Source organism: Arthrobacter sp. T2-23 (assembly GCF_055398325.1).
This window is the reverse complement of the sequence record NZ_AP027917.1, coordinates 3,150,949-3,164,843: the sequence shown is the minus strand read 5'-3', so window position 1 is coordinate 3,164,843 and position 13,895 is coordinate 3,150,949. Positions and strand designations below refer to the sequence as shown.

The window sequence follows — 13,895 nt, the reverse complement described above, 5'->3', positions numbered from 1 at the left end:
CCTGGTGAGCTGGGTCCAGACAGCACCGCTCATCCTCGTCGGCGTCGTCTTCCTCCTCCTCCCGGGCGGTCTGGCGGCTGTGGGACTTGGTCTCCGGGGCCTTCCGGCCATCGCCGCAGCCGCGCCGCTCGCCGTCGCAATCTCCGCGGTCCTCGCAGTAGCTCTGCCCTTTGTCGGCATTGCCTGGTCGTCGGTCGCAATCCTGCTGGGCGGCGTCGTACTCGGCTCCATCCTTGCCGGCCTGCGCCGGCTCTTCCGCGACCCCACCTTGGCCCAGCAGTTGGCCTTGGTGCCCCGGGTCGGCCGTCAGTCCGGCTGTCTGGCGGCCTCATTCGTGGTCGGGGCCGGCCTCATCCTGGTGCAACTGGCTGTTGCATTCGGCACTCCGGCAAGTTTCTCGCAAACCTTCGACAACGTATTCCACCTCAATGGAGTGCGCTACATCCTGGACACGGGCAGTGCCTCCTCCTTGACCATGTCATCGATGGCCAGTGGCGGCGCAGCCCCCTATTTCTATCCGGCGGCCTGGCACGGCCTCGCCGCCGCGCTGATCCAGCTGACGGGCGCCCCCCTGCCAGTGGGAGTCAACATCCTGAACATGGCAGTCGCCGCGGTGATGTGGCCGCTGGGCTGCATGCTGTTGACCCGGATCGTGGCTGGCAACAAGCCGGTGGCGGTCGCATCCGCGGGAGTACTCTCGGGGGTCTTTTCGGCTTTCCCGATCCTGTTGCTGGATTTCGGGGTGCTTTATCCGAACTTCCTCTCCGTCTGTATGTTGCCCGCCGCCCTCGGCTCCGTGGCCCTGTTCTTCGGACTTGGTAAAGAGCTCAGCGTCTCCCCGTGGGCACGGTTTGGACTGCCCCTGCTGCTGGTCCCCGGCGTGGCCTTGGCCCATCCCAATGGCTTCATGTCCCTGCTGGTCCTCTCCGTACCGGTCCTCGTCCAGTCCTACTGGCAGACTTACTTCGGGGTGCACCGGACGCAGGACCGGCGCCGGGGCCGGGCAATAGCCACCGTCGGGCTGGCTGGCTTTGCAGCCTTGTTCATCGTGCTGTGGAAATTTATCCGCCCTCCCCAAGATGCCGCGTTCTGGGGGCCGATACAGTCACCCCTGCGGGCGGTCATGGAGGTTGTTGCCAATTCGCCCATGAACCGGCCCCTCGCTCCGGCCATCAGTGTCCTGATGCTCCTCGGCCTGCTGCTCTCAGTGCGGTACCGGCGTAATTTCTGGATTCTGGCCGGCTTTTGTATTACCGCCGTACTCTTCCTGATCGTCTCGGCGACGCCGATCAGCGACTTCCGAATGCGGGTCACAGGGGTTTGGTACAACGACAGCTATCGGTTGGCAGCGCTCCTGCCGTTGACGGCAGTTCCCTTTGTGGCGCTGGGCGCTGACGCGGCGATTGCCTGGCTGCGGAGTTTCTGGTCAGGCGCCGCTGCGTCGGACCGCGGCAGCGCTCAAAACGGCAAAAGGGTGCTCGTGCTGGCCGGATGCGTTGTCTTGGCCGCCGCATCTGTGGCGTCCCAGCTGCCCTCGATGGCAGCGGCCGTACGATCTGCCCGCGCCAACTACGAAGAATCCCCTGACTCGCCCCTGGTGTCCACGGATGAACTGGCTGTCATCGAACGCCTCCCCGCGGTGGTGCCCGAAGGCTCAGCGATCGCCGTCAATCCGTGGACCGGGGCGGCCCTGGCCTATGCCCTGGCGGACCGGGACACGACGGCAAAGCACGTGCTCACGGCCAACTCCCCCGCCGTGGAAATTCTGAACGCGCAACTCCGCAGCGCGGAGACTGTCCCGTCCGTCTGTGACGCCGCCCGGGCCGCGCACGTGCACTATGTGCTGGACTTCGGGACCAAGGAAGTCCACGGCGGGAGCCACCGCTTCCCCGGACTGGAAGATCTCGAGCACTCCACCGCCGTCAAGCTCGTGCTCGAGCAAGGCGAAGCCCGCCTCTACGAACTGACCGCCTGCGCCGGCAACTAGGAAGAGTCGGTGCTCGCGCCGGAACGCCGCCGGATGCGCTTAGGACAGCGTGGCGATCGGAATCAACTTTTGCTGCTTTGTCTTTGCCCCTAAGGGCGCTTGCCACTGCTAGACAGCTCACACGCCGCTACGCGACTGCCGATCTGCGTCGGAGCTCGTCGACGACGTCGTGCACTTCCGCGTCCATCACGATCTTGCCGTGTTCGAGCAGCACTCCCCGTTCGCAGACCGTCGCTACCAGGTCGAGGTCGTGGCTCACTACGAAAAGGGTCTTGCCCTTGTCCGCCAGCTCCTTGATCTTGGCGATGCACTTGCGCTGGAAAGGTTCGTCGCCCACAGCCAGGATCTCATCGATCAGGAAGACTTCCGGGTCGGTGTGGACGGCAATCGAAAAGGCCAAGCGCAGGTACATTCCGGAGGAGTAGAACTTCACCTCGGTGTCGATGAATTCGCCGATCTCAGAGAATTCCACGATGGAATCGAACATCTCATCGATCTGCTTCTCCGACATACCAAGAATGGCGCCGTTGAGATAGACGTTGTCCCGGCCGCTGAGATCGTGGTGGAAGCCCGCGCCGACTTCTATGAGGCCGGCAACCCGGCCCCGGGTCCGCACCGTGCCGCCGTCGGGCTGCAGCACTCCGGAGATCAACTTTAGAAGCGTGGATTTACCGGAACCGTTCAGGCCCAGGAGTGCGACCGTTTCACCTTGCTTGACCTCGAGGGATACGTCGTTCAAGGCAAGAAATTTCTTGGACAGGTCGCCCTTACGTCCCTTCACCAGCCAGACCAAGGCTTCTTTCAGGGAGCGGGTGTGGCGCAGCACAAACTGCTTTCGGACGCCAATGCAACTGATGGCGACGTGCCCGTGCGAAGTCATCTCAGAGCTCCTGAGCAAAGTGGATGGAAAGCCGGCGGAAGGTCAACTGACCAAGGAACAGCACCGCGAGAGTGGTGAGCAGGGAGACCGGCAGCCAGAGGGTGAACAAGTCGGGCGGAAGAGTTCCAGTGACGAACTGGTCAGATTTCAGGGTGGGTTCCCAGAAAGCCCAGTGGAAGACCTCTACCGCCGTTGTCATCGGGTTCAGTTGGTACAGCCAGTACCAGGGGCCCATGACACGCTCCACCATCGACCAGACGTACAGCACGGGCGACGCCCAGGTGACAACCATGACGATCATGTCAACGATGTTCTCCGAATCGCGGAAGTACACGTTGACGGCGCCGAACATGAGCCCCAGGCCCGTTGCAAGCACGGACACCATGAGGAAGATCAAAACCACCGCGGCCAGTTGCAGGACCGACGGCGTCCATCCGACGAGCAGGCAGGCCGCGATCAGCACCACCAGCTGCGGCAGGAAGTGCGCGGCGGAGACCCACACAGTTGCCACCGGAAAAAGCTCCCGGGGCAGATAGATCTTCCTGATCAGATCGCGGTTGTCGACGATGGACCGGGTGGAGTTGGACAGCGACTCCGTGAAGAAGTTCACCAGTACGATGCCCGCGAAGAGGTAGATCGCGTAATTCGGCGTGCCGTGCTCGAGGTTCAGGAAGATGCCCAGGGCGATGAAGTAGATCAGGAACTGCATCAGAGGCTTCACGTACGACCACAGCAGCCCCAGCACAGAACCGCGGTAGCGGATCTTGATTTCCTTACGCACGAGCAATTTCAGCAGGAAGCGGTCTCCGTAGACATCAAGCAGTCCGCGGCCGCTTCCGGGCTTTACGAGCTGGTCGCTTTGACCGGCCATCTAGCGGCCGTCCCTGGCGTCGGCGTCGAACGTCTTCTTCCACGCTGCCATCGAAGTGATCTCCGGGACGGCGGCACGGTACTGCTCGGCGAGCTTGTCCCACTCACGGAAGAGCCGAAGGTGCAGCCGAGAGGCTTCCGAGAGCATCGACTTGAGCTTTTGGGGGTCCCGCCGGTACCAGGACGCCCCCGTTCCCTCAGCGTTGGACACAACAACACTGTCGTAGTGGGCAAGCCTGAACCAGCGGTTGTCACGGTGGGCGAGGAATCCCTGGGGGCGTTCTGCGCTCTCCGGTGCCGGCGCCTTAACCAGTTGGCGCGCCACGGTCTTGATGCCCCAGGGAACGAGGTCCTTCTTCCGCGGCATGCCGATCGGGGCGCCACCCATGGGGCCACGGCCAAGCTTTGGCGCCGGGAAGTCATCGACGTCGTCCTTGAGCTGCGCGTCCGTGTACTGGGACTTGAGCGCGTTGATCTCCGGAAGCCTGGTCGCCAGCACCTCGTGCAGGTCACCTGGTCCCTTAAGGATGTCTTTCATGGCCTCGATGCGTCCATGCTCGGTGAAGTACTGCATGGAGACCAGGTGCTTGACGTCGGCCTGGACAGATTCCCGCAGAACGCGGCCGCCCTTGGGATACGGGCTGTGAATGAGCGTCGTGATGAGCCTATTCCGTTCGTGGAAGTAGGACTGCCAGCCGACCATGTCGTCCTTGTCCGCCCAGGAGACATGCCACACGGCGGCGCCGGGCAGTGACACTGTCGCAAAGCCCGCTTCCCGGGCCCGGAGGCCGTATTCGGCGTCGTCCCACTTGATGAACAGGGGGAGGGACAGCCCGATTTCCTTGATCACTTTCGTGGGGACCAAGCACATCCACCAGCCGTTATAGTCGACGTCCACACGGCGGTGAAGCCACGCGGTCTGCCGGAGGTTGGCCACGCTGAAGTCGTGGCGGAGCTCCATGTCGGCATGGGGCTGTGCCGGCACAAACCGGTACGGGTCCACAACCTCGCCGAAGGTGTGCAGGACACTCCGGCTGTAGAGGTCAAACATGTGCCCGCCAATGATGGTGGGCTTGCGGCAGTAGTCGGCGAAGGTCAGCAGGCGGACAATGCTTTCGGGCTCGACGACGATGTCGTCATCGAGCAGGAGCACATAGTCGCTGCCGTTTTCAACTGCTTCGTACATGCCGCGGGCGAATCCGCCGGATCCGCCTAGGTTGGCCTGGTTGATGATGCGCAGTTTTCCGCCGAGCGCCTCCCTGACCTCCTCGAAGCCGTCCTGGTCCTGGACCTTCTGGGTCCCCTGGTCCACGATCAGGATCTCCTTGACGTCGCTGAGGACGTCAAGGTTCTCGGAAAGAATCCGCGCGTTGTTCAGGCAGAAATCGGGCTTGTTCATCGTGGTGATTTCCAGCGTCACCTCGCCGCCGTCGCCCGCGCGCTTCTGCGTTTCCCACTGTGCGGAGTCCATCACCAGGTCCGTCGAGCTGGCGGACAGGTCGAACCAGTACCAGCCGCCGTCGCCGAACGGCTTGAGGGTCAGCTCAAACACCGACGTCGTGTCGCCGTCGACGTGCCGCCCGTCAACCCGTTGCACGGAACCCCGGGCGTTGGACTTGTAAACGGTGACGGCACCGGTGCCCGTGGTCCGGACCACGAGGCGGATGTCGCGAACGGAAGTCCACCGCCGCCAATAGCTTGCCGGGAAAGCGTTGAAGTAGGTGCCGAAGGAAAGCTGCTCGCCGGACCGCACGCGCATGGAGTGCCTGCTGAGCATGTCCTCGAAGTGGGCCTCGCTCCCGCCCGAGCTGAACATCTGCAGCTTATCCTCGGGCAACTTGGGCGAACGGGCAAGCTCGTCGTTCTCCCGCAGACGGATGCCGCTGGCCGGCCCCGCGTCAACGTAAAGCGGGATAGTGTCAGTCTGGTCGTCCGAGGGCAGGATGACCCGTTGAATCCGGGCCCACTCAGTAGTCACGTCAGCGGCGCTCATGCGTCCACTCCCCCGCTCTCAATTTTGGCGCCGCTTTCGAAGTGCGGGCGGATCTTGTTCTCGAACATGGTCAGGGCAGAGCCGATGGCCATGTGCATGTCCAGGTACTTGTAGGTGCCCAGGCGTCCGCCGAAGAGCACGTCCCGCTCGGCGGCCGCGAGATCGCGGTACTTGAGCAGGCGTTCGCGGTCTGCTGGGGTATTGATCGGGTAGTAGGGCTCGTCGCCCTTCTCGGCAGCGCGGGAGAACTCACGCATGATGACGGTCTTCTCCGTCTGGTACTCGCGCTCGGGGTGGAAGTGGCGCGGCTCGATGATGCGGGTGTAGGCGACGTCGTCGTCGTTGTAGTTCACCACGGAGGTGCCTTGGAAGTCCCCGACGTCAAGCACTTCCTCTTCGAAGTCGATGGTGCGCCAGGAGAGGTCGCCCTCGGCGTAGTCGAAGTAGCGGTCCACCGGTCCGGTGTAGACGACCGGGATGGTGCCGACGACCTTGCCCTTGCTGTACTCCTGCGACTCATCGAAGAAGTCGGTGTTGAGCCGGACCTCGATGTTCGGGTGCTCCGCCATCTTCTCGATCCACGCGGTGTAGCCGTTGGTCGGCAGGCCCTCGTACTTGTCGTTGAAGTAGCGGTTGTCGTAGTTGTAGCGCACCGGGAGTCGGGAGATGATGCCGGCGGGCAGGTCCTTGGGGTCCGTCTGCCACTGCTTGCCGGTGTAGTGCTTGATGAACGCCTCGTAGAGCGGCCGGCCGATGAGCTGGATGCCCTTGTCGTTGAGGTTCTGCGGATCGGTTCCCGCCAGTTCGCCGGCCTGTTCCTTGATCAGGTCCTTGGCCTGGCCCGGGGTCAGGTTCGCGCGGAAAAACTGGTTGATGGTGGCCAGGTTGATGGGCAGGGAGTAAACCTCCCCCTTGTGGACGCCGTAGACCTTGTGCACGTAGTTGGTGAACGTCGTGAAGCGGTTGACGTACTCCCAGACGCGGTCGTTCGAGGTGTGAAAAAGGTGCGCTCCGTACCGGTGGACTTCGATCCCGGTCTGCTCCTCCTTTTCGCTGTAGGCATTGCCGCCGATGTGGTGGCGGCGGTCGATGACGACGACCTTCAAGCCCAGCTCGGTGGCGGCCTGTTCTGCGATTGTCAGGCCGAAAAAGCCCGACCCTACGATAACGAGGTCAGCGGTCACAAACTCTCCTGGTTCGAATGTGGGCAGCACAACGTGGTGCATTGTCTGCTGCTCTAGCCTACCCGAGGCAGGGTGCGAACCGGCGAATCGGGCGCCGCCGCAGCACGCTGGCAAGGAACGCCAACGTTGTCCACATGGCGGGATTCCTGCAGGCCACTGGCCGGTTGCCCCGCCTAGCCTTGATTGCGGGGACCGGGAGAAAGGATCCGGCGATGCTCCTGCACTGCACCCTCGTCGGGCAACCGGGTTCAGCCGTTGCGGGCCCGGTGGAGCTCTCCATCGCGGCGCCCTCCGGTTGCCCCGGGGCCGTCCTCCAGGACGCCGTGTCCCGGAAGTTCGGCACGGCCCGGCTGAGCGTTGCAGGCCTCCCGCTTGCCGCCCTCAGGGCGGGCACCGCCCCGCTGGTGAACGGCGTCGTACTCGTCGACGGTTCCCCCACAGGGCCGACGGCGCGCACGCAGCTGTCGGGGCCGCGAAGCCGGCGGCCGCCGTCCGGCGCGTCGCTGCTGCTGGCAGTCCTCAGCGGGCCCGGCGCCGGGACAGTGCTGCCGCTGCGGCGCGGCCGCTACCGCATCGGCCGGAGCGGAACGGAGTTGGCTGTCCCGGATGCCGATCTTTCCCGGGAACACGCACGGCTGGACGTTTCTGATGCGGGGATCACGCTGACCGACCTTGGCAGCGCCAACGGGACCCGGATCGACGGCCGCCAGGTGCACTCCGCTCCGGTGTCCACCGACACCGTCATCGGCTGCGGCCACTCCACGCTTGCCGTCCTCTTCCGCGGGGAGCAGCCGGGGCTGTCCGGCTTGGGCGGTCCGGGACTGTCGTGCTCCGGCGAAGACACCACCGAGCCGCTGAGCGTCCGCGGTCCCGGCTCGGCCGGCCCGCGGACGCTTCTGGTGCTGGCCGCCGTCCTGCCCCTCGTGGCCGGGGTGGTCCTTGCCATGGCCACCGGGATGTGGATGTTCCTGGCGTTCACCGCCGTCTCGGCCGTCCCGGTCCTGCTGCCCGCGTTCTCCGGCCGCCGGCAGCGCCGCGAGCTTCGGGCCGCGGTGGCGGCAGCGGTCCGGCGGGACGGCGAACGACGGCGGCGGGCCGCGCCGTCGGCGGCCGAACTGGTGCTCGGCGCGGCACGGCCGGGCGCGGCTGACGGACACGCTCCGGCCGCAGGACCTGCTCCCGCCGCAGAGGCCCCGGTGTGGCTGCGGCTCGGGCTGGCCCGGCAGGCGGCGAACATCCGGCGCGAACCGGCCGACCCGGGCTTCCGCGCGCCGCCCGCCGGGCACCTGCCGTTGACCCTGGACCCCTCGGTTGCGACCCTGCTGGACGGCCCGGCACAGTCTGTCGCCGGGCTGGTCCGGTACTTCGTCATGCAGCTCGCCGGCTACCCCCTCGCCGGTCGGACCTGGGTTCATCTTCACGGGCACGCCCCATCGCTCCCGCTCGCCGCCCGCTTCCTGCCCCGCGTTTCCCTGTCCTCCAGCGCGGCCGTCACCGCCGCCAGGCTTTCGTCCGGTCCCGGCCCGGGCTGTGACAGGGGCGTGCTGATCCTGCTGCCCGGGACCGGTCCCGGGGCCGGTCCATGGAGCGGGCCACGGAGCGGAGGCCCGGACGCCCTGGCGGCCGAGGCGCAGCGGCTCGGCTGGCAGGTGATCGAATGCTCCGCACCCGGACCCGCACCCGAAACGGGCCAGGCTGTCATCCTGGCCGGAGGCACCGGCCAGCTCACGCACGGGTCTAGCGGAACCTGCTTTGTGCCGGACCTGGTGCCGGAGCGGGTCTTTGACCGTTTCTGCCGGCAACTCGGGGACGTGGACCGCCCCGTGGCCGCTGCCTCCTCCATCCCGGCGTCTTGTTCGCTGGACGAGTTCCTGGCCCTCTCGGAGGCGGAGGTGGCGGCCCGCTGGGAAGCGGACCGCCACCGGCCCGGGCGATCGCCGGGACTGCCGGTTCCGGTCGGCCGCGGGGCGGAGGGGCCCGTGCGGATTGACCTGAACGCAGACGGGCCGCATCTGCTGGTGGCGGGAACGACCGGCGCCGGCAAGTCCGAATTCCTGCGCACCCTCGTGACCGGGCTGGCCGCGAGCTACCCGCCGGACCGAATCAGCCTGCTCTTCGTGGACTTCAAGGGCGGTTCGGGCCTGGGGCCTCTGACCGGCCTCCCTCAGTGCGTGGGGCTCCTCACGGACCTGGACGGCTACGAAGTGGACCGGACGCTGGCCTCGCTTCGGGCCGAAGTCCGCCGCCGGGAAGAGCTGCTGGCCGCGGCCGGAGCCCCCGACCTCGCATCCTACCCGGCGCAGGCCCCGGGGGTCCCGGCACTCCCCCACCTGGTCCTGGTCATCGACGAATTCCGGATGCTGGTGGAGGACGCGCCGGCGGCCCTGACGGAACTGATGCGCATTGCGGTGATCGGCCGTTCCCTCGGCATCCACCTGGTCATGGCGACCCAGCGGCCGCAGGGGGCGCTCACCGCGGATATCCGGGCCAATGTCACCAGCTGCGTCGTGCTGAGGGTCCAGTCCGAGCTTGAATCCGCCGACATCATCAACTCCCGGCTCGCCGCCACCATCCCAATCGACAACCCGGGGCGAGCCTACCTGGTGCGCGGCAGCGGACCGCCCGAAGAGTTCCAGACAGCCACCCATGCCCCGGCCCCGCCCGTACCGCCGGATGCCGCGGTGACGGTGCTGCCCGCAGAGGCCCTCCTCGACCGGATGCCGGGCGCCCTGCCGCTGCCCGACGGAAGGCCGGGCACCACCCCGCCGGCGGCCTGCCCTGCGCCGGGGGCCACGCCGTCGGAATCCGCCGCTGCCTTCGCTGCACTCCTGGCGAGGCTGTGGCACGTTCAAGGCGGTGCCCCGCCGCGCCGTCCCGTCGCCGGACCGCTCCCGCAGACCCTGGCCTTCCCCTGCCCCGAACCCGGCCGAGAATCCCGTCCAGAATCCGACGCCGGGCAACGCGCCGGCCGCACTGTCCTGCTGGGGCTGGTGGACCTGCCGGACCAGCAGCAGGTGCGCCGCCTGAGCTGGAACCCGGACCGCCACGGCCACCTGGCCCTGATCGGCGGAATGCAGGACGCAACCGGCGGGAGTACCCGGGCGCTGCGCCTGGCACTGGACCAGTTGATGGACTCCGAAGCCGAATCGCATCTCTACCTGCTTGACGGGGACGGCGCCCTGGCCGGCGCCGCCGGCTCTCCCCGCGTGGGTGCACGGGTGGGCCCGCACGAGCCAGCGCGGGCGGCCCGCGTGCTTGCCCGCGCCGCCGAAGAAATGACCCGGCGGCTGGCCGCACCCCGCTCCGGGGGGCCCGCCCCGCTGGTCCTGGTGCTGCACAACTGGGGGTCGTGGGTTTCCACGTTCCGCTCCGGTCCCCTCGCCTGGGCCGAGGATCTCGTCACGGACCTCATCCGGGACGGTGCCAAGGCGGAGATCACCGCAGTCCTGTCCGGCGACCGCGAGCTGGTGTCCGCGCGGTTCTTCCCGGCGCTCCCCAACCGGATCTTCTTCCCGGCCGGTTCGACGGATGAGGGCAGGCTCGCGTGGCCGTTGCTTCCGCAGCTGCCGGCCATCCCGGGACGCGTTATTGTCTCGGGGCACTTCGTTGGCGACGGAAAGCCGGGCTCAACCGTGCCGCGGGCGGCGCAGCTCTACGACCGGCCCGCAGAAGACCGGGGCGCTGCGGTGCCCGGACGCGGCCCGGGCCGGAGCGTGCGAAGCCGGCCGTTCCGGATCGAGGCACTTCCGGCGATGGTAACGGCGGACGAGGTCCGGTCCCGGCTCGGGCCGGAGATTCCGTCCGCGGCTCCGCCCTCGGATCCACGACTCTGGATCGGGGTGGGAGGTGATGAGCTGCAGCCCGTCGGAATCCTGGCTCCGCCAAGCAGCGTCGCCGCCGTCCTCGGCGCCCCCGGTTCGGGCAAGAGCACCCTGCTGCGTGCCCTGCCGCGGCTGAACCAGTCACGGGCGTGGCTGCGGCCTGGCCCGGGAAGCAGGCGCGAGGACTACTGGTCCGGGGTCCATGCGCGGGCCGTCGCCGGCGACCTCGATCCCGCCGCGATCATCCTCGCCGACGACGCGGACCTCTATGGCCGGGACACGAATGCAGTGCTGCTCGAGCTCAACGGCCTGGGCTGGACAGTGGTATTCACCGCCGGGTTCGGCCCGGCGCTGCAGCAGCGCGTGCCGCTGGCGTTCCAGGCCCGCAGCCACGGCCGGGGAATCCTGCTCTGCCCCCGCAGCCTCATGGACGGAGACCTCTTCGGTGTGCGCTTCGAACCGGAGCTCTCTCCTCCGGCCGGACGCGCCGTCGTGATCTCGGACGGACGGGCCGCGGCGGCGCAACTGGCACTGGCTCCGGAGGAGCCGCCGTGAGCGGTCCCGTGCAGGCATCCCTACAGGGCGGGGGGTGCCCCGCCCGCCCGGGACCCGAAGGCGATGACGCGCCTGTCGAACAACAACACGATGGCGACGGCGGCAGGCAGCAGCATCGCCAGCCCGGCGATGGGGTAGCCCCCGGTCAGGGTGGGAAAGCCGATGGTCAGCATAAACAGCTGCGCCACCAGGGCACCGGCCCGTGGCCAGCGGTACCCGCGGAACAGGAAGTGTCCCACGGCGAAAAGCCCCGCCGAAAAAGCCAGGAGCAGGCCCAGGGTAAAGACCGCGCCCCAGAACGACAGCACGGGCGCCCCGGTCAGCAGCTGGAATCCATACCAGCAAGCTGCCACCAGCAGCGCTGTTGCCTCTAGGGCGGCGACGATCGCAATCACGGTGATTCCGGCGGGCCTGGCCTGGGGACCCGGCCCGGGAGCGACGGCCTGGGTACTGGCCTGTTCACCGGCGTTGTTACCGGCCTCGTTCTCGGCGGGATCGGCGGGGTTCTCAGGGGGTCTTGACACACTGGCACACTACCGGACATAGTCGAACAGAAGTGGGGGCTCCGCCAGTCAATGTGATGCATCGCTCACGATTTGGCGGCATTTGTAACGCAAATACCCCTTGTTTACACAGCGTTAACATGACACGCTTAATCCAGATGACCGAGGGGGCCCACAGGGCCCTTTTCTTATGAAGCCTCTAGTGAATAATTTCACAAGAGGCATTTAACGAATTCCCAGGAATGGAGTTACTGATCAGCATGGATTGGCGTAACCGCGCAGCGTGCCTTGACAAGGACCCGGAGCTGTTCTTCCCCGTCGGAAACACCGGGCCGGCTCTCCTGCAGATCGAGGAAGCCAAGAGTGTCTGCCGGCGCTGCCCCGTCGTGGATACCTGCCTCCAGTGGGCCCTCGAGTCCGGCCAGGACGCAGGCGTGTGGGGCGGCATGAGCGAGGACGAACGCCGAGCTCTCAAGCGCCGCGCGGCCCGCGCCCGCCGCGCTTCCTGATTTTCCGCCTCCGGGCGACAGGCAAAAATGGCCTCGGACCGATTGGTCCGGGGCCATTTCCTGTTAAGCGCGAGCTGCGCGGCAGCTCGCGCTGGCTCAGCGCGGCGCGAGGCTCAGGACTACCTGCACCGCGGTTCCCCCGCCCTCCCGCGGCTTCCACTGGATGCTCCCGCCGAGTTCGCTCGTGACGAGGGTGCGCACGATCTGCAACCCCAGGCCTTCCGTGTAGGACCCGGCCGGGAGGCCGACGCCGTCGTCCGCGACGGTCACGGTCAACAGTTCGTCCCCGTCCTCGCTTTCGGAGCGGTCGGCCAGCAGCCAGACGGTTCCGGCCCGGCCCTCGAGCCCGTGTTCGACGGCGTTGGTCACGAGTTCGTTGATCACCAGGGCCAGCGGTGTGGCGAAGTCGCTGGGCAGCTCCCCGAACAGCCCGGACCGCTGGGTCTTCACCTGCTGCGAGGGCGAGGCGACCTCGGCGGAGAGTCGGAACTGGCGTCCGATCAGCTCGTCGAAGTCGACGCTCTGGGTCAGGCCCTGGGAAAGGGTTTCGTGGACCAGGGCGATAGTGGCGACCCGGCGCATGGCCTGTTCGAGCCCCTGTTTGGCCTCGTCGCTGACCATCCGGCGGGACTGCATGCGCAACAGCGCCGCCACGGTCTGCAGGTTGTTCTTGACGCGGTGGTGGATCTCGCGGATGGTGGCGTCCTTAGTGACGAGCTCCATCTCCCGCCGCCGCAGTTCCGAGACGTCGCGGCACAGCACGAGCGCCCCGAAACGCTGTTGTTCGTCGCGCAGCGGGATCGCCCGCAGCGACAGGCTCACACCGCGGGACTCGATTTCGCTGCGCCACGGCATGCGTCCGGTGACCACAAGCGGCAGGGTCTCGTCCACCATCCGCCGGTCCCGCAGCAGGCCCGCGGTGACCTCGGCCAGCGACCGGCCCTCGAGGGACTCGCCGTCGCCGAGCCGGCGGAAGGCGGACACACCGTTCGGGCTCGCGTATTGCACGATTCCCTCGGCGTCGAGCCGGATCAGGCCGTCCCCGACGCGCGGCGCGCCGCGGCGCGATCCGGTGGGCGAGGCAAAGTCCGGCCAGAGGCCAAGGGTGCCCATGCGTAGCAGGTCGTAGGCGCATTGCCGGTAGGTCAGTTCCAGCCGGGAGGGCATCCGTGAGCTGGAGAGGTCCATGTGCGAGGTCACGATCGCCAGCGTCCGGCCGTTGCGCACCATCGGCACGGCTTCGACCCGCATCGCCGTGTCGCTGCTCCAATTGGTCTCGTTGGAGCGTTCGATCGTGCGGCTCTCCCAGGCCTTGTCGACGAGCCGTTTCAGGTCCGAACGGATCCCCTCCCCCACGAAGTCGGCGTGGAACACCGTGTGCGTGGTGGAGGGGCGGACGTGCGCCAGCGCCACATAGCCGAGCTCGGGGTGCGGGAACCACAGGGCGAGGTCGGCAAACGCCAGATCGGCGACCATCTGCCAGTCCCCCACGAGCAGGTGCAGCCACTCGGCATCCCCCGGCCCGAAATCAGCATGCTCCCTGATAGGGTCCGTAAAGATTGCCACAGCACCTCCATTTGCGACGCGGGGGCC

The 13,895-nt window shown here is 67.1% G+C and carries 9 protein-coding genes; 3 read left to right on the top strand and 6 right to left on the bottom strand.

Annotated features, from left to right (window positions below):
• Positions 1 to 4: 4 nt before the first annotated feature.
• Entirely contained in the window at positions 5 to 1,987 is a 1,983-nt protein-coding gene (locus ACZ5Z0_RS14755) for a DUF6541 family protein (RefSeq protein WP_464109066.1), read from the top strand.
• A 127-nt stretch (positions 1,988 to 2,114) separates the two neighbouring features.
• Here the strand turns inward: ACZ5Z0_RS14755 and ACZ5Z0_RS14750 are convergent, their stop codons facing one another.
• From ACZ5Z0_RS14750 to glf, 4 genes are read right to left on the bottom strand one after another with little or no spacing between them, the layout of a single operon-like run.
• Positions 2,115 to 2,867 carry an ABC transporter ATP-binding protein gene (locus ACZ5Z0_RS14750; protein WP_464109065.1) on the bottom strand — a complete coding sequence of 251 codons (753 nt, stop codon included), beginning with the start codon at positions 2,865 to 2,867 and terminating at the stop codon, positions 2,115 to 2,117.
• Position 2,868: 1 nt separating this feature from the next.
• A complete protein-coding gene (locus ACZ5Z0_RS14745; protein ID WP_464109064.1) occupies positions 2,869 to 3,738 on the bottom strand; it encodes an ABC transporter permease in 870 nt (289 codons plus the stop codon).
• Positions 3,739 to 5,730 (bottom strand): glycosyltransferase, encoded by a 1,992-nt coding sequence (locus ACZ5Z0_RS14740; RefSeq protein ID WP_464109063.1) that lies wholly within the window; start codon positions 5,728 to 5,730, stop codon positions 3,739 to 3,741.
• Positions 5,727 to 6,914 (bottom strand): UDP-galactopyranose mutase, encoded by a 1,188-nt coding sequence (gene glf, locus ACZ5Z0_RS14735; RefSeq protein ID WP_464109062.1) that lies wholly within the window; start codon positions 6,912 to 6,914, stop codon positions 5,727 to 5,729. Before glf ends, ACZ5Z0_RS14740 begins: the two co-directional genes overlap by 4 nt.
• Positions 6,915 to 7,126: 212 nt before the next feature.
• On the opposite strand from glf, the gene ACZ5Z0_RS14730 reads away from it, so the two are divergent.
• Positions 7,127 to 11,290 carry an FtsK/SpoIIIE domain-containing protein gene (locus ACZ5Z0_RS14730; protein WP_464109061.1) on the top strand — a complete coding sequence of 1,388 codons (4,164 nt, stop codon included), beginning with the start codon at positions 7,127 to 7,129 and terminating at the stop codon, positions 11,288 to 11,290.
• Positions 11,291 to 11,310: 20 nt separating this feature from the next.
• On the opposite strand, the gene ACZ5Z0_RS14725 is transcribed toward ACZ5Z0_RS14730, so the two are convergent.
• The gene (locus ACZ5Z0_RS14725) at positions 11,311 to 11,814 is read right to left on the bottom strand and encodes a hypothetical protein (RefSeq protein WP_464109060.1); all 504 of its coding nucleotides are present in this window, start codon (positions 11,812 to 11,814) and stop codon (positions 11,311 to 11,313) included.
• A 239-nt stretch (positions 11,815 to 12,053) separates the two neighbouring features.
• On the opposite strand from ACZ5Z0_RS14725, the gene ACZ5Z0_RS14720 reads away from it, so the two are divergent.
• Entirely contained in the window at positions 12,054 to 12,302 is a 249-nt protein-coding gene (locus ACZ5Z0_RS14720; RefSeq protein ID WP_003804966.1) for a WhiB family transcriptional regulator, read from the top strand.
• A gap of 96 nt (positions 12,303 to 12,398) precedes the next feature.
• Here the strand turns inward: ACZ5Z0_RS14720 and ACZ5Z0_RS14715 are convergent, their stop codons facing one another.
• On the bottom strand, positions 12,399 to 13,868 hold the full coding sequence (locus ACZ5Z0_RS14715) for a sensor histidine kinase (RefSeq protein ID WP_464109059.1): 1,470 nt from the start codon (positions 13,866 to 13,868) through the stop codon (positions 12,399 to 12,401).
• Positions 13,869 to 13,895 lie beyond the last annotated feature (27 nt).

Bases quoted from the DNA above. Each gene is read 5' to 3' on its own strand.
- ACZ5Z0_RS14745 (WP_464109064.1), bottom strand. From the start codon at position 3,738: ATGGCCGGTCAAAGCGACCAGCTCGTAAAGCCCGGAAGCGGCCGCGGA.
- ACZ5Z0_RS14730 (WP_464109061.1), top strand. From the start codon at position 7,127: ATGCTCCTGCACTGCACCCTCGTCGGGCAACCGGGTTCAGCCGTTGCG.
- ACZ5Z0_RS14750 (WP_464109065.1), bottom strand. From the start codon at position 2,867: ATGACTTCGCACGGGCACGTCGCCATCAGTTGCATTGGCGTCCGAAAG.
- ACZ5Z0_RS14740 (WP_464109063.1), bottom strand. From the start codon at position 5,730: ATGAGCGCCGCTGACGTGACTACTGAGTGGGCCCGGATTCAACGGGTC.
- ACZ5Z0_RS14720 (WP_003804966.1), top strand. From the start codon at position 12,054: ATGGATTGGCGTAACCGCGCAGCGTGCCTTGACAAGGACCCGGAGCTG.